The organism is Blastococcus sp. VKM Ac-2987 (assembly GCF_026967805.1).
Taxonomy (GTDB): domain Bacteria; phylum Actinomycetota; class Actinomycetes; order Mycobacteriales; family Geodermatophilaceae; genus Blastococcus.
Genome location: NZ_JAPVBG010000002.1, coordinates 178,630 through 200,827, shown reverse-complemented (window position 1 = coordinate 200,827; position 22,198 = coordinate 178,630). Strand labels below are relative to the sequence as shown.

17 protein-coding genes are annotated in these 22,198 nt (G+C 75.0%); 11 read left to right on the top strand and 6 right to left on the bottom strand.

Going from position 1 to position 22,198, the window contains the following annotated elements; translation table 11 throughout:
* Positions 1-30 precede the first annotated feature (30 nt).
* The 3 genes from O2W17_RS09800 to O2W17_RS09790 form a co-directional block, all read right to left on the bottom strand.
* Positions 31-1,461: a glycosyltransferase family 87 protein gene (locus tag O2W17_RS09800; protein WP_269192240.1), complete on the bottom strand. Its 1,431-nt coding sequence runs from the start codon at positions 1,459-1,461 to the stop codon at positions 31-33.
* 99 nt (positions 1,462-1,560) lie between these two features.
* Positions 1,561-4,092, bottom strand: coding sequence for a transglycosylase domain-containing protein (locus tag O2W17_RS09795; RefSeq protein ID WP_269192239.1), 2,532 nt, complete (start codon positions 4,090-4,092; stop codon positions 1,561-1,563).
* Between the two features lie 142 nt (positions 4,093-4,234).
* Complete coding sequence (locus O2W17_RS09790; RefSeq protein ID WP_269192238.1) at positions 4,235-4,651, bottom strand: DUF5318 family protein; 417 nt, start codon at positions 4,649-4,651, stop codon at positions 4,235-4,237.
* Between the two features lie 160 nt (positions 4,652-4,811).
* Here O2W17_RS09790 and O2W17_RS09785 point away from each other — a divergent pair, with 160 nt between their 5' ends.
* The 3 genes from O2W17_RS09785 to O2W17_RS09775 all read left to right on the top strand — a co-directional run bounded on the left by O2W17_RS09785 (position 4,812) and on the right by O2W17_RS09775 (position 7,508).
* On the top strand, positions 4,812-5,477 hold the full coding sequence (locus O2W17_RS09785) for a PadR family transcriptional regulator (RefSeq protein WP_269192237.1): 666 nt from the start codon (positions 4,812-4,814) through the stop codon (positions 5,475-5,477).
* A gap of 89 nt (positions 5,478-5,566) precedes the next feature.
* A complete protein-coding gene (locus O2W17_RS09780; protein WP_269192236.1) occupies positions 5,567-6,646 on the top strand; it encodes an inositol-3-phosphate synthase in 1,080 nt (359 codons plus the stop codon).
* Between the two features lie 100 nt (positions 6,647-6,746).
* The gene (locus O2W17_RS09775; RefSeq protein WP_269192235.1) at positions 6,747-7,508 is read left to right on the top strand and encodes a hypothetical protein; all 762 of its coding nucleotides are present in this window, start codon (positions 6,747-6,749) and stop codon (positions 7,506-7,508) included.
* Positions 7,509-7,626: 118 nt separating this feature from the next.
* On the opposite strand, the gene O2W17_RS09770 is transcribed toward O2W17_RS09775, so the two are convergent.
* Positions 7,627-8,280, bottom strand: a complete 654-nt coding sequence (locus tag O2W17_RS09770; RefSeq protein WP_269192234.1) for a YqgE/AlgH family protein — start codon at positions 8,278-8,280, stop codon at positions 7,627-7,629.
* 166 nt (positions 8,281-8,446) lie between these two features.
* Between O2W17_RS09770 and O2W17_RS09765 the strand changes: the two genes are divergently transcribed.
* Complete coding sequence (locus O2W17_RS09765) at positions 8,447-9,718, top strand: MFS transporter (protein WP_269192233.1); 1,272 nt, start codon at positions 8,447-8,449, stop codon at positions 9,716-9,718.
* A gap of 7 nt (positions 9,719-9,725) precedes the next feature.
* Here O2W17_RS09765 and O2W17_RS09760 read toward each other — a convergent pair whose 3' ends face one another.
* Both O2W17_RS09760 and O2W17_RS09755 read right to left on the bottom strand, forming a co-directional pair.
* A complete protein-coding gene (locus O2W17_RS09760; RefSeq protein ID WP_269192232.1) occupies positions 9,726-10,679 on the bottom strand; it encodes a matrixin family metalloprotease in 954 nt (317 codons plus the stop codon).
* A gap of 76 nt (positions 10,680-10,755) precedes the next feature.
* Entirely contained in the window at positions 10,756-12,243 is a 1,488-nt protein-coding gene (locus tag O2W17_RS09755; RefSeq protein ID WP_269192231.1) for a CCA tRNA nucleotidyltransferase, read from the bottom strand.
* Between the two features lie 243 nt (positions 12,244-12,486).
* Between O2W17_RS09755 and O2W17_RS09750 the strand changes: the two genes are divergently transcribed.
* The 7 genes from O2W17_RS09750 to O2W17_RS09720 all read left to right on the top strand — a co-directional run bounded on the left by O2W17_RS09750 (position 12,487) and on the right by O2W17_RS09720 (position 21,977).
* Positions 12,487-12,963 (top strand): NUDIX hydrolase, encoded by a 477-nt coding sequence (locus O2W17_RS09750; RefSeq protein ID WP_091930860.1) that lies wholly within the window; start codon positions 12,487-12,489, stop codon positions 12,961-12,963.
* A complete protein-coding gene (locus tag O2W17_RS09745; protein ID WP_269192230.1) occupies positions 12,960-15,332 on the top strand; it encodes a DUF6049 family protein in 2,373 nt (790 codons plus the stop codon). The genes O2W17_RS09750 and O2W17_RS09745 overlap by 4 nt, the downstream gene beginning before the upstream one ends.
* Positions 15,329-17,407: a murein biosynthesis integral membrane protein MurJ gene (murJ, locus tag O2W17_RS09740; protein WP_269192229.1), complete on the top strand. Its 2,079-nt coding sequence runs from the start codon at positions 15,329-15,331 to the stop codon at positions 17,405-17,407. Before O2W17_RS09745 ends, murJ begins: the two co-directional genes overlap by 4 nt.
* An 80-nt stretch (positions 17,408-17,487) precedes the next feature.
* Positions 17,488-19,152 carry a hypothetical protein gene (locus tag O2W17_RS09735; RefSeq protein WP_269192228.1) on the top strand — a complete coding sequence of 555 codons (1,665 nt, stop codon included), beginning with the start codon at positions 17,488-17,490 and terminating at the stop codon, positions 19,150-19,152.
* A gap of 66 nt (positions 19,153-19,218) precedes the next feature.
* Entirely contained in the window at positions 19,219-20,226 is a 1,008-nt protein-coding gene (gene trxB, locus O2W17_RS09730; RefSeq protein WP_269192227.1) for a thioredoxin-disulfide reductase, read from the top strand.
* Positions 20,227-20,342: 116 nt separating this feature from the next.
* On the top strand, positions 20,343-20,672 hold the full coding sequence (trxA, locus tag O2W17_RS09725; RefSeq protein ID WP_269192226.1) for a thioredoxin: 330 nt from the start codon (positions 20,343-20,345) through the stop codon (positions 20,670-20,672).
* A 171-nt stretch (positions 20,673-20,843) separates the two neighbouring features.
* Positions 20,844-21,977: an N-acetylmuramoyl-L-alanine amidase gene (locus O2W17_RS09720; protein WP_269192225.1), complete on the top strand. Its 1,134-nt coding sequence runs from the start codon at positions 20,844-20,846 to the stop codon at positions 21,975-21,977.
* Positions 21,978-22,198: the final 221 nt, after the last annotated feature.

Genomic DNA, 22,198 nt, shown 5'->3' with positions numbered 1-22,198 from the left:
GAGGGTTCCGCGCAGGCGTGACGGACGCGCTCAGCCCAGCCGGGGGACGGCACCTGGCCGCGGTGACGCCCGGAGGGCGTCGATGTGGTTGTCCAGCACTCCACCGGCGGGGTCGTCGGTCCCCGGCCAGCTGGTGCGGACGACGTCCCGGTCGGGGTCGAGCACGTCCCGCACGACGAGCGCCATGAGGACGACGACTGCCACGTCGCGCAGGCCCACCCCGAGGAAGAACCACTCGACGTCGATGCCGCGGTTGGCCGCTCCGAGGTAGTGCAGCGTCGTGACCACCCACACCAGCACCTCGGTCGCCTGCCACAGCAGCAGCGACCGCCACCTGGGCCGGGCGAGGACGGCGAGCGGCAGCAGCCACAGCGAGTACTGCGGGCTCCACACCTTGTTCAGCAGCAGGAACCCGGCCACCAGCAGGAAGGCGATCTGCGGCACGCGCGGCCGCAGCGGCGCCGCCAGGCTGAGCCACGCCACCCCGAGTCCGAACGCCACCAGCGACACCATCACGACGCCGTTCAGCACGACGGGCGCCTCGCCGGCGGCCAGCGGCCCGTCGAAGAGGTCACCACCCCCCGCCCGGATCGCCATGTTCCAGATCGACTCCGGATTGGCGCCGCGCTCGCGGCTGAAGACGAAGAACCTGGACCAGTTCTCCGGCGCCGCGACGGCGACCGGCACGTTCACGGCCGCCCAGGCGGCGGCCGCGGCCAGCGCCGTCCGCAGCCAGACGCGCAGCTGCCCGGACCGCAGGCACAGCAGGAACAGCGCCCCGAGGAGGAGGACCGGGTAGAGCTTCGCCGCGACGCCCAGGCCCAGCAGGACCCCGGCCAGGACCGGGCGCCGCCGCGCCCACGCCCACATCCCCAGGCCGGCCAGCGCGACCGCGAACAGGTCCCAGTTCGTGAAGGCGTGCACGACCAGCAGCGGGGAGAGCCCGATCATGGCCGCGTCCCAGGGCCGGCGACCGGCGAGCGCGAGGGTGCTCCGGACGACGACCAGCGCACCGACGGTCAGCAGCAGGCAGGTGACGACGGTGAAGCTCTGCACCGGCGGCACGTCGGGCAGCAGGCCGGAGGCCGCTGCGGCGCGGTCGTACCCGCCGGACAGGGCCGCCGCGAGGGCCATCAGCCCCCCGGTGAGGACCGGGTACTCGACCTCGGCGTCCAGGTAGGGCAGCGCCTCGCCCAGCCCGTAGACACCGAAGAGCGGCACCGGGTCCGAGTAGCACAGGTGGGTGTACTGCAGCTGCCCCGGCCAGTTGCCGTCGGAGCACGGCGCCTGCTTCAGCCAGGCCACCGCCGCGGCCAGGGTGGCGAAGAGCAGGCACACGCGCAGCGGCGTCCAGAACCACGCCCGGCCGGTGACGGCGAACCGGCCCCACGGGCCGCCCACGGCCTCGCTGGCCTGCGCGACCACCGGATCGCTCCAGGAGGGGACGACCCGGTCAGGCATCCCGTGCTCCGGCGTTCCACGTGGAACGACCACGGGCCCGTCCGCGGTGGCGGACGGGCCCGTGGGCGAGCTGCTCATGCGAGCAGTGTGCGGGATCGGTCAGTCGACCGGCGGCGGGACGACGGGCCCCGGCGAGCCGGGGGCGGTGCGTGGGGGGACCGCCGGGTTGTCCGGTTCGGGATCCTCCGAGTCCACGACCCCGTCCCCATCCCGGTCGGCGGGCGGCTGCTGCGGTGGCGGCGGCGCCGTCGGACGAGGCGGCCTCGTGGTCACCGTGGGGTCTCTCGGCGCGAAGTCCTCCCTGTCCGGGACGCCGTCCCCGTCGGTGTCGACCGGCGGCTCGGGCGTCCGCGGCGTCGGGGAGCTCGGCGGCGGCGTGCTCGGGGTCGACGGCGCGGCGGGGGTGGTCACCGGTGCCGGTGCCTCGGTCGTCGGCTCCGGGACGCCCCGGCCGGAGTCACCGGTGATCAGCGCCCGGTCGGGGAGGTCCTCCTCGGGGACCCCGGACAGGACCGCGTTCATGTACTCCTGCCAGATGGCCCCGGGCAGCCCCGCGCCGTAGATGATCTGGCCGCGGGCGGTCCGGATCGGCTCGCGGTACTCGGTGCCCATCCAGACCGCGGTGGAGGCCGAGGGGGTGTAGCCGACCATCCAGGCGTCGGAGTTGTCCTCGCGGTCGAGACCCTGGGTACCGGTCTTGCTGGCCACCTCGCGTCCGCCGTCCAGCCCGCGGCGCGAGTAGGACGCGACGTCCTTGAGCGCGACGGTGACGTCGTTGACGACGTCGGCGGGCAGGACCTGCTCGCCGGGCTCGCCGGGCTGCTCGTAGAGCACGGCGCCGGCGTTGTCGGCGACCCGGGAGACGAAGTACGCGTCCCGGAAGACCCCGCCCGCGGCGAGGGTGGCGAAGCCCTGCGCCTGGTCGAACGGGCGCATCTCGTACTCGCCGATGCCGATGGAGGAGCCGGTGAGCCCCTCGGCGTTCGCCAGCGTCGTGTTGCCCGCGTAGTTGCCGTCCTCCCAGGTGTCGGGGAGGCCGGCCGCCGCCAGGATCGTCTCCCGGACGTTCTCCGGGCCCACCTCGTACGCCAGGCCGTAGAACGTGGTGTTCAGCGAGCGGGTGATGGCCTCGGTGAGCGTGCACGCCCCGCAGCTGGCCCCGCCGGAGTTGGTCACCGGCTGGCCCGGGCGGTCGGGGAAGGTCTGCGGCGAGCTGCCGTCGCGCCGCGCCCGGATGCCGATGCCCTGCTCCAGGGCCGTGGCCAGGACGTAGGGCTTCACCGACGAGCCGGGCTGGCGCACGGCCTGCGCGAAGTCGGTCCCGACGCCGTTCTCCCCGCCGTAGTAGGCGATGACCCCGCCGGTGCGCGGGTCGACCGAGACCAGCGCCGAGCGGAGGTTGTCCGGCTCACCGTCCAGGGTGCTCCGCGCGCTGGCGACGGCGGCGTCCTGCGCCGGCTTGCTGATCGTCGTGGTGATCTGCAGGCCACCGGCGTTGATCTGCTGCTCGTCGTAGCCCTCGGCCTCGAGCTCCTGCCGGACCTGGCTGACGATGTGGCCCTCCGGGCCCTCGGGGGTCCCGAGCGGCGAGTCGCCCCGCGGCAGCACCGGCGGGTACACCGAGGCGTCCCGCTCGGCCTGGGTGAGCCAGCCCTCGTCGACCATCGCGTCGAGCACCAGGCCCCAGCGCTCCAGGGCGCCCTCCGGGTTGGTCTCCGGGTCATTGCCCGAGGGGCTGCGGATCAGGACGGCGAGCACCGCGCCCTGCTGCGGGGTCAGCTCGGCCGCCGAGACACCGAAGTAGGTGTCCGCGGCGGCCTCGATGCCGTAGGCGCCCCGGCCGTAGTAGATGGTGTTCAGGTAGTTCTCGAGGATCTGCTCCTTCGAGAAGTTGTTGTCCAGCTTGATGGCCAGGAAGAGCTCCTGGAACTTGCGGCTGAAGGTCTGGTCGGACGTCAGGAACGCGTTCTTGACGTACTGCTGGGTGATCGTCGAGCCACCCTGGGTGGAGCCGCTGGTCAGGTTGTTCCAGGCCGCCCGGACGATGCCGGTGAACGAGATCCCCGGGTCGGTGTAGAAGCTGCGGTTCTCCGCCGCCAGCACCGCGCGCTGCGCAGCCTCGCTGACCTCGGACAGCGGCACGTTGGTCCGGTTCTCGTCGCCCAGCCGCGCCATCTCGGTCACGCCGTCGGCGTAGTAGAGGACCGTCGTCTGCTTGGTGGAGACCGAATCGGGACTCGGCACCTCGGTGGTGGCGTACACCACGCCCACGAAGACGCAGAGGAGGACGAAGAGCCCGCCCATGACGCCGGCGGCGATCTTCAGCCGGCGTTTGCGGCGCTGCTTCTTGGGACGGGCCTTGCCGGCCGGCCGGCCCGACGGGCGGCCACGCGAGGCGCTCGTGCCGCCCCGGGACGCCGGGGTGCCCCCGCGGCCGGCCGGCGGACGACCGCGCCCCGACCCACCGGCCGCAGGACGGCCCGAGCCACCGGCCGGGGGGCGGCCGGAGCCGCCGCCGGGCGGGCGGCCGGACCCCCCGCCGCCGCCGGTGCTGCGGGTACGGGCGGCCGGCGGCCGGCGGACCGAACCGGCCCGCGGTGCGACGGGCGAGGTCTCGTCGTGGCTGGGCACGAGCACACCCCTTCCTGGACTGTCATGGTCGACGCCGGGCACCTGCCCGGGAACGGAACGTCTTCACTGTGGGAGCGGGCCCGGTCCGCGTCGTCGCGGGCCCGGATCCGCACGTCGCGCGGGCCGGATGCCGACCGGCCGGTCACTGCTCGGTGGCCGCCCGGCGCCGGCCGCGGCGGGGCCTGCGCCCCGGCTCGGGCTCAGCTCCCAGGACGTACGAGCAGTCCAGGTGGTTCCACCCGCAGCTGCGGCAGACCTCCACCTGGTAGACGGAGAACTCCTCCTGGGCGGCGTCCATGCGGGCGAGCTCGGCCTCGGTCTTGGCCTGCCCGGCCACCGGGCCGAGGTGTTCGCCGTACACGTAGTTCACCAGGGTGAGCCGCTCCCGGCGGCACACCGGGCAGGCCACATCGGTGGGCTGCCCGTGGTACTTGGCGGCGCGGGACAGGTACGGGCTCGCGTCGCACACCTCGAACAACCCGGTGCGGCCGGCATGTACTCCCGCCAGGACGGCTCGCCGCTGCAGCGAGTAGTCCACGACGGATCGACGTCCGGGCACGGCGGCCAATGTACGCACCAGGCCGCCCGACGTGCGGTTCCTCGGCTCGACGCCCGTCCCGCGCGGCCCACGCGCCCCACGGCTGCCGGGGTGGAGGAGTGCGGAACATCGATGTATCGTGCCGATACATCGATACGCAGGGCCGACCGAGGAGGGCGTGGTGCTCGAGTTCGCCATCCTCGGCCTGCTCCACCAGGCCCCGATGCACGGCTACGAGCTGCGCAAGCAGCTCGCCCAGGTGCTCGGCGGGCTGCGCAGCATCTCCTACGGATCGCTGTACCCCGCGCTGCGGCGGATGCAGGCGGCCGGGCTGATCACCACCGATGAGCCCACCCCGCGTGCCCTGCTGCCGGCCGATGCCCCGCCGCTGACCGGCCGGCGCGGGAAGGTGGTCTACACGATCACCGCGGAAGGCAAGGAGCGCTTCCACGAGCTGGTCGGCCAGACCGGCCCGGAGGCCTACGACGACGGCGGGCTCTTCGGCGTCCGCCTGGCCTTCTTCCGGCACACGGCCTCCGACGTCCGGCTACGGATCCTCGAGGGCCGGCGGCGCACCGTGGAGCAGCAGCGCGAGGGGCTCCGGACGTCGTTGAGCCGGACCCGGGAGCGGCTGGACCGCTACACCCTCGAGCTGCAGCGCCACGGGCTGGAGTCGGTGGACCGGGAGGTCCGCTGGCTCTCCGAGCTCATCGACAGCGAGCGCCAGGAGGCGACGGAGCCCGGGGGAGCGCGCCGGGAGGCGACGGAGCCCGGGGGAGCGCGCCAGGAGGCAGGCGGGACCACCCGGTCCGGGCCGCTCGACGAGGAACCGCCGAGGACCACTTGAACCAGCCGACGGGCGTCCCCGCCGGCAGACAGCACCGGACCGCTCGCGGTTCGCGTACACGGGCCAACGGTCCAGGGAGAAGGAGAGTCATGGGGTCAGTCAAGGTCGCCATCGTCGGCGTCGGTAACTGCGCCGCCTCGCTCGTGCAGGGCGTCCACTACTACCGCGACGCCGACGAGTCGGCGTCCGTGCCGGGGCTGATGCACGTCCGGTTCGGCGAGTACCACGTCTCCGACGTCGAGTTCGTCGCCGCGTTCGACGTCGACGCCAAGAAGGTCGGCCGCGACCTCTCCGAGGCGATCGTCGCCAGCGAGAACAACACCATCACCATCTGCGACGTGCCGCCGCTGGGCGTCACCGTGCAGCGCGGCACCACTCTCGACGGCCTCGGCAAGTACTACCGCGAGATCGTCGAGGAGTCCGACGAGCAGCCGGTCGACATGGTCACCGCGCTGCGGGAGTCCGGCGCCGACGTCCTCGTCTGCTACCTGCCGGTGGGCTCGCAGCAGGCCGCGGAGTTCTACGCCCAGGCCGCGCTCGACGCCGGTGTCGCCTTCGTCAACGCCCTCCCGGTGTTCATCGCCGGCACCAAGGAGTGGGCGGACAAGTTCACCGCGGCCGGGGTGCCGATCGTCGGGGACGACATCAAGAGCCAGGTCGGCGCCACCATCACCCACCGCGTGCTGGCCAAGCTCTTCGAGGACCGCGGCGTCCAGCTCGACCGCACGATGCAGCTCAACGTCGGCGGCAACATGGACTTCAAGAACATGCTCGAGCGGGAGCGCCTGGAGTCCAAGAAGATCTCCAAGACCCAGTCGGTGACCAGCCAGGTCGACCGCGACATGGGCAAGGGCAACGTGCACATCGGCCCGTCGGACCACGTGCCGTGGCTGAGCGACCGCAAGTGGGCCTACGTCCGCCTCGAGGGCCGCGCGTTCGGTGACGTCCCGCTGAGCCTGGAGTACAAGCTCGAGGTCTGGGACTCCCCGAACTCGGCCGGCATCATCATCGATGCCGTCCGCGCCGCGAAGATCGCCAAGGACCGCGGCATCGGTGGCCCGATCCTGTCGGCGTCGTCCTACTTCATGAAGAGCCCGCCGGTGCAGTACGACGACAGCCAGGCCCGCGACGCCGTCGAGGCGTTCATCCGGGGCGACATCGAGCGCTGAGCGCAGCCGGACCCTGGTGCGGGGCCCGCATCCCCTCGGGGATGCGGGCCCCGCCGCGTCCCTCCCCCGGTTCGCGGCCCGTGCTGCCTACGCTGCCGCCATGCCTGCCCGCTGCCAGCTCGTCCCCCGTGCGGGCGCCGCCGGGCTGGCCGTGCTGCTGCTCGCCGGCTGCACCAGCGACGAGCGGCTCAGCGGCGAGCCCGTCACCGAGGACGACGCCGCGGTGCTCGCCGAGCTGCTGCACCGCAACCACGAGGAGGGCGGGGCGGACTTCGTCGTCACCGTGCCGTTCGCCGAGGACGCGGTGCTCACCCTCACCGGGGAGATCGACTTCCGCCGCGCCATCGGGCAGGCCCAGGCCGTCACCGTGGTCGACGGGGAGGACCGCGACACCCGCACCCTCTTCTTCGACCGCGACGCGCTGTGGTCCGGCGACCTGCCCGGCCTGCCCGAGGCCCTCGCCGCCGACGGCGACCCGACGGCGAGCTACCTGCGCCGGCCCCTGCCCACCGGGCCCGCGGAGGCCGAGCTGATCGACGTCGTCGTCCGGGTGCTGCAGAACCTCTCCGCGGACGCCGCCGACGACCCCGGGGCCTTCCTGGACGGCCCCTACCGGTGGCACGGCGAGCAGGAGGTCGACGGGCAGGCGGCTTCGGTCTACCGGCTGCGCGACGGGCGCACGGTCGCGGTCGCCGACTCCGACGAGACCCTGGTGCAGTACCGGACGCCGTTGCCCGGCGGAGGCCCGGAGGTGACGGTCACGCTGGCCGACCACGGCACCCGCAGGCTCGCGCTGCCCGGCGAGGACGAGACGGCGGCGGCGGCGGACCACACGGAGATCGCCGAGGCGTTCGGGGTCTAGCAGCGGGGGGACGTCACCGCCGGGGAGAAGAGGGAAGGGGCGGCCTCTTCCCCAGACCGCCCCTTCCCGGGTCTTTCCTACCAGATGACCGGCGATCGCGCTGCACGGCGCGCCCGGATCAGTTGAGCGTCGGTTCGGCCGTCGCCGACGACAGCACCGCCAGCCGGCCGCTCTGCCGGCCCATGACCCGGCGCCACAGCTCCGGACCGGCGAGGTCGGCCAGCACGTCACCGGGCCGGCTCGGGACGCACGCCCAGGCGCCCTCCGCGATCTCACCGGCCAGCTGACCGGGGGACCAGCCCGCGTAACCGGCGAAGACCCGCAGGCCGCTCAGCCGGCCCACGAGGGCGTCCGGGTCGCCGTCGAGGTCCACCAGGTGCACGTCCCCCGCCACGGGACGCAGGCCGACGGCCGGGTCGTCCGCCGACGCGGTGGCCAGGCACAGGGCGGTGTCGGTCTCGCACGGGCCACCGACGTGGAAGACGCCGGGGGGTACGGCGAGGTCGCACCACCCGGGCAGCACGTCCCGGATCTCGACCTGGCTCGGCCGACCGAGCACCACGCCCAGCGTGCCGGTGTCGGAGTGGTCGAGGACGAAGACGACCGCCCCCGCGAAGGTCGGGTCCGAGAGCGCCGGCATGGCGACCAGCAGGGCGCCCGCGCGCACGTCGTCCAGGCAGCCGATCGACAGCTGCGGCGCCGCACCGGCACGGCGACGACCGGTCGCGGGCCGCGTGGGCGGACCGGACTCGGGCTCGGGTGAGGCAGGCACCGGCGACATCCTCCCCAGTGTGCCCCAGATGCCCACCGCCGTGGCGGGGCCCGGCCGGGCGGTTCGGGATCCTCGCGGGTCCGTCGTGCGGCCCGGTCGCGACCGACCGCCCGGGCCGGGGCGGCGGTCACGGAGGGGACCACCGCCCTCGCCTTAGGGTGATCGGGTGGCCGAGGCGGGGACGACCGTGCGCAGCCTGCTCGCGCGCCGGGACTTCCTCCGGTTGCTCGGCACCCGGCTGCTCTCCCAGTTCGGCGACGGCGTCTTCCAGGCGGCCCTGGCCGGCACCGTGCTGTTCAACCCGCAGCGGGCCGCCGACCCGGTGGACGTCGCCGCCGGCTTCGCCGTGCTGCTGCTGCCCTACTCGCTGATCGGCCCCTTCGCCGGGGTGTGGCTGGACCGGTGGAGCCGCCGGCAGGTTCTGCTCCGCGCCAACGTCCTGCGCGCCGGCCTGGTCACCGTCGTCGCGGCCCTGGTCCTCGCCGGCGTCCAGGGCCCGGCCTTCTACGCGGCCGGCCTCGCCGTCTTCTCGGTGAACCGCTTCGTGCTGGCCGCGCTGTCGGCCGGCCTCCCGCACACCGCCGACGACGCCTCGCTGGTGTCGGCCAACGCCTTGTCGACGACGTCGGGCGCCGTGGCCACGGTGACCGGGGGCGGCGTCGCCCTCGCGCTGCTGCAGCTCACCGGGTCCGACGACGTCGGCTACGCCTCCCTGGCGCTGTCGGCGGTGCTGCCCTACCTGGCGGCAGCCGCGGTCGTCGCCGGGTTCACCCGGGTGTACCTGGGGCCCGACCACATGGCCCGCTCGGCCCGGCTCTCCGTCGGCCAGGTGCTGGCCGGCATGGCCTCGGGCGCCCGGCACGCCTGGCAGGACCGGCACGCGGCGGCCGCGCTCACCGCGATCGGCCTGCACCGGATCTGGTACGGGGTCCTGACGCTGATGGCGCTGCTGCTCTACCGCAACACCTTCACCGACGAGTCCGGGGCGTTCCCCGGCGGCCTGGTGGGCCTCGGCGAGGTGGTGGCCGCGGGTGCCGTCGGCACGCTGACCGCCGCGGCGGTGACGCCGTCGGCGGTGCGCCGGATCGGCAAGGAGAGCTGGATCGCGCTGCTGCTCACCGTCGGCGGGCTGGCCCAGGTCGGCCTGGGCCTGCTGGTCCAGCCGCCGGCCGCCGTGCTGGCCGGCTTCGTCCTGGGCCTGATGGGCCAGGGCGTGAAGATCTGCGTGGACACCACGCTGCAGGAGTCGATCGACGACGACCACCGCGGCCGGGTGTTCTCCGTCTACGACACCCTCGTCAACGTGGGCTACGTCGCCGCGCTCGTGGCCGGCGCCTTCGCCCTGCCCGAGTCGGGGGTGTCACCCCCGGTGCTCGCCGTCGTCGGCGCGGGGTACGTCGCCACCGCGGTGCTGCACACCCGCATGACCCGGCGCTGAGGCGCGCTCAGAGCTCGGGGACGCACCCGCCCTGCCCGAGCGCGGCGAGGCCGGTCAGGTCGCCGCCGGAGAAATCGGTGACGGCGCGCCGCGTCTCCGGGAACATCAGCTCGCGGTCGTCGTCGACGTGGGCGAGCCCGACCAGGTGACCCAGCTCGTGCAGCACCACCGACCGCAGGGTCGCCTCGCCGTCACGGGCGCCGAGGATCTGCGGCGCCTGCCCGGCGTCCAGGCTCACCGTGCCGGTCACGTAGACGCGCGGCCCGTCCCCCAGGGAGACCGCGGTGCTGCCGGCCTGCCCGACGACGTCGCCGGCCAGCGCGGGGTTCTCCGCCTCGGTCTGCCAGCCGATCAGGACCGGCGCCCACCGGTCGCCGTAGCGGTCGGGCTGGTAGGGCGTCCGCTCCGCGACGTACGGCTCGTCGGTGTAGCCGTCGAAGGCGAACCGCAGCCCGGTCAGCTCGGCGACCCGCGCGACGGCGTCGTGCACCAGCTGCTCGGTGCCCGGCGGCGCCGCGTCCGGGCGCAGCACGTAGCGGATCTCGCGGCAGGGGTCGTAGGCCACCGGCGTGACGCCGTCCTCCTGCACGGAGACGTAGCCGTAGGTCCCGCCCTGGGCCGGCGGCGGCGGGGGACTGCCCAGGGGCGCCGTCGCGCCCGCCGGCAGCGGCCGGTCGGTGGGCCGGGCCGGCGGAGTGGGTGCGGGCAGGCCGGGCGCGGCGGCCGGCGGGTCGCCCGCCCACGGCCACGCCGGCGGATCGGAGAGCACCAGGCCGCCGGTCACCGCGGCGACGAGCAGGGGCACGACCCACCGGCGACGGCGGCGGGCCGGCGACGGCGCGGCCGCGGGCGCCGGGTCGGCCCCGGTGAGCTCGTCGAGGAGCCACTGCGGCGTCCGGCCGGTGGGCGATGCGGGCCGGCGGGCGTCGTCGTCAGGGTGCTGCGGGTGCACACCGGTCATCTCGGCACCCCCGTCCCCCTCCTGGAACCCGGCCACAAGGCCCGGGGTGCCCGGCCGCTCCGGTCCGCCGAGCCGGTCAGGCCCGGCGGCCGGCCCACCACGCCCGGAGCGCCGCCTCGGCGTCGTCGGGGTCCAGCGGGCCCCGCTCCAGCCGCAGGTCCTTGAGGAAGCGCCAGGCCGCGCCCACCTCGGGGCCGGGCCCGAGCCCGAGGATTTCCATGATGGCGTTGCCGTCCAGGTCGGGACGGACCCGCGCGAGGTCCTCCTGGGCTGCCAGCTCGGCGATCCGCTGCTCCAGCGAGTCGTAGGTGGCGGAGAGGGCCGCCGCCCGGCGCTTGTTGCGCGTCGTCGAGTCCGACCGCACGAGCTTGTGCAGGCGCACGAGCAGGTCACCGGCGTCGGTGACGTACCGGCGGACGGCGGAGTCGGTCCACTGGCCGTCCCCGTAGCCGTGGAAGCGCAGGTGCAGGAAGGTCAGCCGGGCGACGGCCTCGGTGACGTCCTTCGGGTACCGCAGCGCGGTCAGCCGCTTGCGCACCAGCTTGGCGCCCACCACCTCGTGGTGGTGGAAGGAGACGCGGCCGCGGTCCTCGTGCCGCCGGGTCGCCGGCTTGCCGATGTCGTGCAGGAGCGCGGCCAACCGGAGCACCAGGTCGGGGGACGCGTGCTCCTCGTCGGCCCGTTCGAGGGCGATCGCCTGGTCCAGGACGGTCAGCGAGTGGGTGTAGACGTCCTTGTGCTGGTGGTGCTCGTCGATCTCCATGCGCAAGGCCGAGAGCTCGGGCAGGACGACGTCGGCCAGGCCGGTGGCGACGAACAGCTCCAGCGCCGCCCGGGGCGCGTCCTGGAGCAGGGTCTTGGACAGCTCCGCCTGCACCCGCTCGGGGGTGATCCGGGCCAGCTCGCCGGCCAGCGAGGTCATCGCCGCGACGACCTCCTCGTCCGGGGTCAGCCCCAGCTGGGCCACGAACCGGACGGCGCGCAGCATGCGCAGCGGGTCGTCGGCGAACGACTCGACTGCGGTCCCGGGCGTACGGAGCCGCTTGGCCAGCAGATCACCGAGGCCCCCGAAGGGATCGGTCACCGTGCGGTCGGCGCCCAGGGAGACGGCCATCGCGTTCACCGTGAAGTCCCGCCGGGCGAGGTCGTCGGCCAGCGAGTCGCCCCACGCCACCTCCGGGTTCCGGGAGGTGCGGTCGTACCGGTCGGCGCGGAAGGTGGTGATCTCGACGCGCACGCCACGGACGTCGGCGCCCACGGTCCCGAAGGCGATCCCGGTGTTCCACGTGGAACGGGCCCAGCCGCGGAGCAGCTCGAGCACCTGCTCCGGGCGGGCGTCGGTGGTGACGTCCAGGTCACCGGGGACGCCGGTGCCGCCCGACCCGGCCGCGAGCAGGGCGTCGCGCACCGAACCGCCGACCAGGTGGGCCTCGAATCCCGCCGCGGCGAACCGCTCGCCCAGCTCCGTGAGCACCGGGGAGACGTCCACGAGCCTCCGGACGGTCTCCTGGACGGCCGGGGGCACGGGTTCCGGCTCGGGACGACGCGGCGGGGTGGCGGACACGACGAGCCAGGGTAGTGCGGCGGCCGGGGCGGTCCCCGCTGCGCTGCTCCCGGAGCGCAGGACGGCTGTGCTCACCGGTCCGGCTCCGCGCCCCGGTCCGCTCCTCGCTCGACGCCACCGTCGCCTCCCCGGTCGCTCCGCTCCTCGCTCGCTGGCGCTCGCTGCGATGCTCACTCCCTGTCGGCTCCGTTCCTCGCTGCGATGCTCCCGGGGCTGTCGCCGGACTCGCGCTACCCTCCTGGCATGGCTGGGACGGGCGGGCGAGGACGCCCGGGCCGCCGGCTGCGCCGGGTCGACGAGACCTCCGCCGGGGGCCTGGTGGTGGCCGACGACGGCGTGACCGGGCCCCGTGCCGCCCTCATCGGCCGCACCGATCGCCGCGGCCGGCTGCTGTGGTCCCTGCCCAAGGGGCACATCGAGGCGGGCGAGACACCCGAGGACACCGCCGTCCGCGAGGTGGCCGAGGAGACCGGGATCATCGGCGAGGTGGTCGCCCCCCTCGGGATCATCGACTTCTGGTTCGTCGCCGAGGGCCGCCGCGTGCACAAGACGGTGCACCACTTCCTCCTGCGCGCCGTCGGCGGCGCCCTCTCCGACGCCGACGTCGAGGTCACCGAGGTCGCCTGGGTCCCGCTGGAGGAGCTGAGCACCCGGCTGGCCTACGCGGACGAGCGGGCGCTCGTCGAGCGCGCGCCCGGACTCCTGGCCGACAGCGCGTGACGCGGCCGGCTGCCGCCCGCGCCGGCGGCCGCCCCGCCGCCGACGCGCCCGCCCGGCCGGGTGCCGCCCGGCGCGCGGCTGCGCTCGTCCCGCTGCTGGCCGGCACGCTCGTCCTCGCCGGCCCGGCCCTGCTCCCCGGTGCCGGGCTCGCGCCGGCGGTCGCGGCGCCCGGCTCGGCGGACCCGGCCGCCACCACCGACGCCGACCGCCCGGTCCGCGTCGACGTGGCCCGGTTCGAGCCACGGACGGTGACGCCCGGGTCCCTCGTCACGGTGACCGGCACGCTGACCAACACCGGGACCGAGACGATCACCGACCTGGCCGCGCGGCTGCAGCGCGGGGCCGTCCGCACCAGCCGTCCCGCGCTGGCCGAGGCGCTCAGCGACCCCGATCCGGCCACGACCGTGCAGCCGGCGTTCACACCGCTGGTCGACGCGCTGGGTCCCGGCGGGAGCACCGAGTTCAGCTACACCCTCGACTCCGCCGAGCTCCGGCTCGACCAGGACGGCGTCTACCCCGTCCTGTTCAACATCAACGGCACCGTCGACGGCGACGAGGAGCGCCGGGTGGGGGAGCTGGCGACCTTCGTGGTGCAGCAGCCCGTCGTCCCCTCCTCCCGCACGACGGTCGCCTGGCTGTGGCCGCTGTCCGAGCGCAGCCACCGCGACGCCTCCGGTGAGCTGGTCGACGACGAGCTCACCCGGTCGATCAGCGGGGGCGGCCGGCTGGACCGCGCCCTCGCCGTCGTGGAGCGGCTGCCGGGCGGCTCCCCCGGCCCGGCGTCGCCGCTGCCGGTCACCCTGGCGATCGACCCGGCGCTCGTCGAGGAGCTGGCGCTGATGGCCGACGGTCCCTACGCCGTCGCCGGCGTGCCGGACGCCGGGACGGGGACCGAGGAGGCGCAGGCCTTCCTCGCCCGGCTGCGCGCGGTCGTGGGGTCCCGTCCCGTCGTGGCCCTGCCCTACGGCGACGTCGACGCCGACGGCCTCCAGGCCGCCGGGCTGCCGGCGGTCGTCACCCGGAGCCTCCCGGGCACCCCGGAGGGCACGGCCCAGGACCCGATCGGTTCGCCTCCCGTCCTGGCCGTCCCGGCCGCGGACGGCGGGGCGCCGCCGGCCGAGCCGGGGGAGGCGCCGACCACGGGGGCGGGCGCCGAGATCCTGGCGGAGGTGCTCGACGTCGCGCCGGCCACCGACCTGGCCTGGGCCCCGGACGGCTCCTACGGCCCGGAGACGCTCGCGACGCTGCGGGCCGGGGGCGTCGAGCGGGTGGTCCTCGGCAGCAGCGCCCTCACCGAAGGCGGATCCGCGGTGGGCCTCGACGGGTCCGACGCCGTGGCCCGCACCTCCGTGCCGACCGGGGAGGAACCGCTGGACGTGCTGGTCGCCGACCCCGCCCTGAGCGCCGTGGCGGGTGCTGCCCAGGACACCGCCGGAGGGCCGCGCATCGCCGAGCAGCGCTACCTCGCCGAGCTGGCCGCCCTCACCCTCCAGGCGCCACCCGGCAGCGAGCAGACCGTGCTGGTCGCGCCGCCACGCGACGTCGACGCCGGGCTGGAGGGCGCCGGCGCCATGATCGCCGACACCGTCGGCCTCCCGTGGCTGCGGGCGGGCAGCGTGGCGGAGCTGGGCGGCGTCCCCGCGGCGGACGCCGGGTCGCTGGCGCTCCCCGCGACTTCGACCGGCCTGGACGGCCCCGGCATGGCGACGCTCGGTGCCGCGGTCGGCGCGCGCGAGGACCTGGCCGCGGCGGTCGCCGGCGAGGCCGACCAGGCCCTGCGGTCCTACGACGCCGGCATCGCCCGGGCCGCGTCGGTGCTGTGGCGCGAGGACCCGGACGGGTTCGCCGCGGCCGCCGCCGACGCGCGGTCCACGCTGGCCCGGCTGCGCGAGCGGGTCACCGTCGTCGCCCCCGTGGACGGCACCTACAGCCTGGCCTCCAGCGACGCCCCCCTCGTGCTGACGGTGGACAACCCGCTGCCCTTCCCCGTGCAGGTCCGGCTCGCCGTGGAGACGCCCGGCAACCGCGGCCTCCGCGTCGGGGACATCGGCGTCCAGACCCTGCCGCCGGAGCAGCGCACCACCCTCCAGGTGCCCACCGAGCTGAGCCGTTCGGGCGGGTTCGCGGTCACCGCCCAGGTGACGACGCCGTCCGGCAGCCCGCTGGGGGACCTCGTCGAGATGCAGGTGAAGAGCACGGCGTACGGCCCGATCTCGCTGTCCATCACCATCGGGGCCGCCTCGCTGCTCGCCCTGCTGTTCCTCCGCCGGCTGGTGCACTTCGTGCTCCGCCGTCGCCGGGGGACGCCCGCCGGTGACAGCCCGGTGCCGGCCGGCCTCACCACCCCGCCCACCAGGAGCCCGGTGTGAGCGACCGCCCCGAGAACCCGGGAGAGGGGGCGGCGGCGCCGGACGACCCCGGCCGCGCCCGCCCCGTCCGCCTCCCCCCGCCGCCGGCCCGCGCCCCCGCGGGGCGGCGCACCTGGGGTTCCCCAGCTCCCCTGCCGCCGGCCCCCTACCTGGCGACCCCGCCCAGCGACGGGGTCTTCGCCGCGCCGCCGGCCGACGGCGGCCCCGCGGAGGCCGTCGTCGACGGGGCCGTCCCGCCGCCGTCGCACCCCCGGCCCCCGCTGCCACCGGTCCCGCCGCCCCCGGCGGCCCGGCCCCGCTCCGCGGCCACCCCCGTGCCCCCGCTGCCACCGCTGCCGCCGCTGCGGCACCGCTGGGTGCCCGCCGCGGACGAGACCCAGGTCTTCCCGATGCCGGTGCTCCCGCCGGTGCCGCGCGCCGTGCAGGAGACCGACGAGGACGTCGAGCGGCGCGAGGGCGCTCCCGGCGCGAGCGGGGGCATCCTGCGCGCGGCCGGCACGATGGCCGTCGCGACGCTGGTCTCCCGGATCACCGGCCTGCTGCGGACGATGGTGCTCGCCGCCGCCCTGGGCGTGGGCCTGTTCGCCGACGCGTACAACACCGTCAACACGCTGCCGAACATCGTCTACGAGCTGCTGCTCGGCGGCGTCCTGACCTCGGTGATCGTGCCGCTGCTGGTGCACGCGCAGGAGCGGGACCGGGACGACGGCGTCGCGTACGCGCAGCGGCTGGCCACCATCGCGCTGACCGGCCTGCTGGTCATGACGGTGCTGGCGGTCCTCGCCGCACCGCTGCTGACCTCGCTCCTGGGTCTCGACGAGGACCCCGAGCAGTACCGGGTGGCCAACTGGCTGGCCCGCATCCTGCTGGTCGAGATCGTCTTCTACGGGCTGGGCGCCTTCGCCCAGGCGATCCTCAACTCCCGCGGGATCTTCGGGCCGCCGGCGTGGGCGCCGGTGCTCAACAACGTGGTGGTGATCGCCACCGGCGTGGCGTTCCTCGTGGCGGCCGGCCCCGGCGCCCTCGAGCCGGGCACCGTCGCCCCGGGGCTGGTGTGGCTGCTCGGCATCGGCACGGTGCTCGGCATCGCGCTGCAGGCGGTGGTGCTCGTCCCGCTGCTCCGCAAGGCCGGGGTGCCCCTGCGCCCCCGCTGGGGCCTGCGCGACACCGGGCTGCGCGAGGCCGGGACCCTCGGGCTGTGGGTGATCGGCTACGTGGCCGTCAGCCAGATCGGCGTCGTGGTCGCGCTGCGGATCGCCAACGCGGCGCAGCGCGAGGGCGGCCTGGGCTCCACCGCGTTCCAGTACGCCAGCCTGCTGTTCCAGATGCCCTACGGCATCATCGGCGTCGCCCTGCTGACGGCGCTGGTGCCCCGGATGAGCCGGGCCGCGGCCCGGGAGGACGTGCCGGGCGTGGTCCAGGACCTGTCCCTCGGCACCCGGCTGTCGGCGCTGGGCCTGCTGCCGGTCACCGCGGTGCTGACGGTCCTCGGCCCGCCGCTGGGCGTGCTGGCCTTCGCCCGCGGCAACACCTCGGTGGACGAGGCGCAGGCGATCGGCACCGCGCTGGCCGTCGGCGCCTTCGGCCTGCTGCCCATGGCGGTGACGCTGCTGCAGCTGCGGGTGTTCTACGCGATGAAGGACGCCCGCACGCCCACCCTCATCCAGATCGGGATGGTCGCCGTCCGGGTGCCGCTGCTGGTGCTCGTCCCCGTGGTCGTCGGCCCCGAGCTCGTCGTGGCCGGGCTGATGCTCGTCACCAGCCTGACCTACATCGCCGGGTGGATCATCGGGGACCTCGCGCTGCGCCGCCGGTTCGGCGGCCTGCGCACCCGTGAGACGTTCGGCCCGCTGGCCCGGATCGCCGCGGTGGCCGTGGCGGCCGGTCTGGTCGGCGGTCTTGTCCGGATCGTGACCGACGACCTGCTCGGACGCTCCACGACAGGGTCGCTCCTGCAGGTGCTCATCGGTACCGTGGTCGTCGGCGGCGTCGCACTGGTCGGTCTGGTGGTGGCCCGCGTTCCGGAGCTCCGGGAGCCCCTGGCTGCGGTCAGGGCCCGGCTGGGACGCAGGTGACCGGGGACCACCGGCCGGAGCCGGCCGTGCCGGAGCGACCGCCTCGGCGGTTCGAGCAGCACAGGGAGTCGACAGTGTCGATGGCGTCCACGACCACCGGCCTGCCCGACCGCTACCGCCCGCTGGACCAGATCGGTCCCGACGAAGCCACCCCCACCGGCGTCATCCAGAGCTGGCGGGCCAAGGACCGCGTCCTCAACCGCGACGTCGCGATCCGGGTGCACGTCCCGGCCGGTCCCGCCGCGCACGCCTGGATCACCCGCGCGCTCACCGCCGGCGGGCTGGCCACCCCGGCGCTGGCGATGGTCTACGACGCCTCGGAGGGCAGCGGCGACCCCCAGGCCCCGGGCGGAGCGGCCTACGTCGTCAACGAGTGGATCGACGGCGAGACGCTCGCCGACCGGCTCCGCTCCGGCCCCATGCCCGAGCGCGAGGTGCGGCTGGTCCTGCGCCGGCTCGCCGAGGGCGTGGCCGAGGCCCACCGCGTGGGCCTGGCCGTGGGCGGGCTCACGCTGGAGAACGTGGTGCTGCGGCCCAACGGCCTGGTCGGGCTGCGCGCCGTCCCCGCGGCCGCCGGCACCGTCGAGGGCGACATCTCCGCCCTGGGCGAGCTCCTGGAGGCCTGCCTGACCGGCACCGGGCCCGGTGCCCGCCCGGTGTCCGGCCCGGCCGACCTCGTGGCCCTGGCCCGCCGGGCCCGGTCCACCGCCCCCGGCCAGGGGTTGTCCAGCGTCGCGGCCATGGCGGCGCTGCTGGGCGAGCGGGGGCGCAGCGGCACCACGCAGAACCTGCACCCGAACCGGTCCGACGACACCGACGGCGGCCGTCGCCGGCGGCGTCGTGAGGGCAGCACCCCGGTACGGCTGCAGCCGGGCGCGCTGCCGCCGGTCCCCCCGGTGCGGCCGGTCCCCACCACCGCGCTGGGCGGTGACACCATCGCCGCCGGTCCGGTGTCCCGGCCACCCGCTCCCGGGACCGACGACGAGCCCTTCGGCGTCCTGGGCGGCGCCGGGGCGCGCGACGACGGGTACGACGCCTACGAGGCCTACGACGGCGACCCGGCCGATCCCGGGTACGACGCCGACGACGAGGACGCCGCCCGCAAGCACCGGCTGGTCGTCGTCGGGCTCCCGCTGCTGGCCCTCCTCGTGGTCATCGCCCTGGCGTGGTGGTTCGGCTCCAGCGTCCTGTCGGTGGCCGACTCCGTCGACGAGGAGATCGGCGGCTCGACCCCGCCGGCGACCAGCGCCCCGGCCGCCGACGACGCCGGGGAGGAGGAGCCCGCGCCCGAGCCCGGCGCCGCGGTCGCCGTCAGCGGTGCGCAGGTCTTCGACCCGTTCGGTGACGGCGAGCCCGAGAACGACGACGAGGTGCCGCTGTCCTTCGACGGGGACCCGGCCACCGCCTGGAGCACGCTGAACTACCGCGGCTCCCCGGCCTTCGGCAACCTCAAGCCCGGCGTCGGCGTGGTGTACGACCTGGGGGAGGCGCAGCCGCTCTCCGGCGTCACCGTCCAGACGCCGGTGCCCGGCGCGACGGTGGAGGTGCGCACCGGCGAGTCGCCCGACGCGGCGCTGGACGACTTCCCCGTCGCCGCCGCCGGGACGCTCGAGGAGAGCACCGACCTGGCCTTCGACGAGCCGGTCACCGCCCGCTACGTGCTGGTGTGGCTCACCGGGCTGGTCGAGAGCCCCGACGGTTTCTCCGCGCAGCTGGCCGAGGTCGAGATCCGCGCCGCCGGCTGATCCTTCGTCCGGAGGAGCCCGCTGCGTGCGGGAATGCCGCACCTACGATCGGAGGTTGTGCCGCCCGTGACGAGCAACGACCCCACTCCCGGCCTGACGGTCCCGACCAGCGCTGCGCCGGAGATCCCGCCGGCCGAGCACGACGGGATCCGCGATCTGATCATCATCGGGTCGGGTCCGGCGGGCTACACCGCGGCCATCTACGCGGCCCGGGCGAACCTGCACCCGCTGGTCCTCGAGGGCTCCCAGTTCGGTGGCGCGCTGATGACCACGACCGAGGTGGAGAACTTCCCCGGTTTCCCCGAGGGCATCCAGGGCCCGCAGCTGATGGACGACATGCGGACCCAGGCCGAGCACTTCGGCGCCGAGCTGGTGCCCTCCGACGTGACCGAGGTCGACCTCACCGCGAACCCGAAGACCGTCACGGTCGGCGACACCGTGCACCGCGCCCACGCGGTGATCGTGGCGACCGGATCCAAGTACCGGTACCTGGGCCTGGACAACGAGCAGCGCCTGCTCGGCCGCGGCGTCTCGGCATGTGCCACCTGCGACGGCTTCTTCTTCCGCGACCAGGACATCGTCGTCGTCGGCGGCGGTGACTCCGCGATGGAGGAGGCCACCTTCCTCACCCGGTTCGCCAAGAGCGTCACCGTCGTGCACCGCCGCGAGGAGCTGCGCGCCTCGAAGATCATGCAGAAGCGGGCGCAGGACAACGACAAGATCCGCTGGGCGCTCGGCAAGCAGGTCACCGACGTGATCGGCGAGGCCACGGTCTCCGCCGTCCAGCTGACCGACGTCGCCACCGGTGCCACCGAGACGATGCCGGCGAGCGGCATGTTCGTGGCGATCGGGCACGACCCCCGCAGCGAGATCTTCGCCGGTCAGCTGAAGCTGGACGACGAGGGCTACATCCAGGTCGAGCACCCGACCACGCGGACCAACATCGACGGCGTCTTCGCCTGCGGCGACGTCGTCGACCACATCTACCGCCAGGCGATCACGTCGGCCGGCACGGGTGCCGCCGCCGCGATCGACGCCGAGCGGTGGCTCGCCGACACCTTCGACGAACGCTGAGCCGATCCCTGCCCCGTCGGGGAGCCGGGCATAACCACCCGGTCCCCGCGGTTGTGCGGGCAGGGAATCTCGTCAGCGCCAGCAACGAGCCAGTCGAACCGATAGGGAGAACGACCATGGCAGGCAACACCGTGACGGTCACCGACGCCAGCTTCGCCAACGACGTGCTGGGCAGCGACAAGCCCGTGCTCGTGGACTTCTGGGCAGAGTGGTGCGGGCCGTGCAAGATGGTCGCCCCCGTGCTGGAGGAGATCGCCTCCGAGCACGGTGACAAGCTCACCATCGCCAAGCTCAACATCGACGAGAACCCGCAGATCGCCCGCGACTACCAGGTCATGTCGATCCCGACCATGACGGTCTTCCAGGGCGGCAAGCCGGTCAAGAGCATCATCGGCGCCAAGCCCAAGGGCGCCATCCTGAACGACCTGGCCGACTACATCCAGTAGGGATGGCCGAGCCCCACGCGGGGCCGTGGTCACGCTGAGTACGACGAAGGCCCACCCGTCCACCGGACGGGTGGGCCTCCGCCTTTCCCGGGGGCAGGGCCGCCCGCCCCGGGTGCGCCGACCGCGACGGGAGGGGCGACAATCGGTGACACGATGGGAACCGACAGCCGCATGCAGCCCCTGAGGCTGGGGGACCGCGGACCGGCCGTGGCCGACGTGCACGCCGCCCTCCGCAGCCTCGGCCTCCTCCCCGCCACCGCTGACGGGGCCGACCCGGGTCTGGACTCGGTGGAGTACGACGCCGGGACCGAGCTCGCCGTCCGCCACTTCCAGCAGGTGCGCGGCCTGTCCGTGGACGGTCGGGTGGGCGAGGAGACCTATCGGGCGCTCAGCGAGGCCCGCTGGTCGCTCGGCGACCGGCTGCTGCGCTACGACCCCGAGCGCCCCATGCGCGGCGACGACGTGACCAACCTCCAGGAGCGGCTGCTCGAGCTCGGCTACGACGCCGGCCGCGCCGACGGCATCCTGGGACCGGAGACCGAGGTCGGTCTGCGGGCGTTCCAGCGCGACTACGGGCTCACCTCCGACGGCACCTGCGGGCCGGCCACGCTGCGTGCGCTGCGCCAGCTGGGCCGCAAGGTCACCGGTGGCCGGCCGCAGCTGCTGCGCCAGAGCGCCTCGTTCGTGGACAGCGGTCCGCACCTGATCGGTCGGCGGATCGTCGTCGACGCCGGGCACGGGGGCGCCGACGCCGGCACCACCTTCGGCGAGACCACCGAGGCCGACCTGGTCCTCGACCTCGCCTCGCGGATCGAGGGCCGCCTCGCCGCGGCGGGCGCCACCGTCTACCTCACGCGGGGGCGCGGCCAGGCGCCGGCCCACGCCGAGCGGACCGCCTTCGCCAACGACGCCCGGGCCGACCTGTTCATCTCCCTGCACCTGGACGCCCACAGCTCGGAGCACGCGCGGGGGGTGGCCAGCTACTACTACGGCACCGGCTCCGGGGCCTCCTCGACGGTGGGGGAGCAGTTCGCCAACCTGGTGCGCCGCGAGATCGTGGCCCGCACCGGCATGCTGGACCTCGGCTCCCACCCCAAGACGTGGGACCTGCTCCGCATGACCCGCATGCCCGCGGTGCGATTGGACTGCGGCTACCTGTCGCACCCCGTCGACCGGCTGCTGCTGCTCGACGCGCGGGTCCGCAGCGCCATCGCCCACGGCGTCCTCGCCGCCGTCCAGCGGCTCTACCTGCCCGCCGACGCCGATCCCCCCACCGGCACCTTCGTCCTGCCCAGCAAGGGATAGCGCCCACGCCGATCGGGCCCGAAGGGTCCCGCCATGACATCGTCGTCCTCCGGACGACACCGCGGCCAATGGCCGTCCCCCGGTGGCGTTGAGCGCGTCCGTCGCGCCTGCGCGGGACCCTGCACCACTCGGCACGACCCTGCAGACGACACCGCGGCCAATGGCCGTCCCCCGGTGGCGTTGAGCGCGTCCGTCGCGCCTGCGCGGGACCCTGCACCACT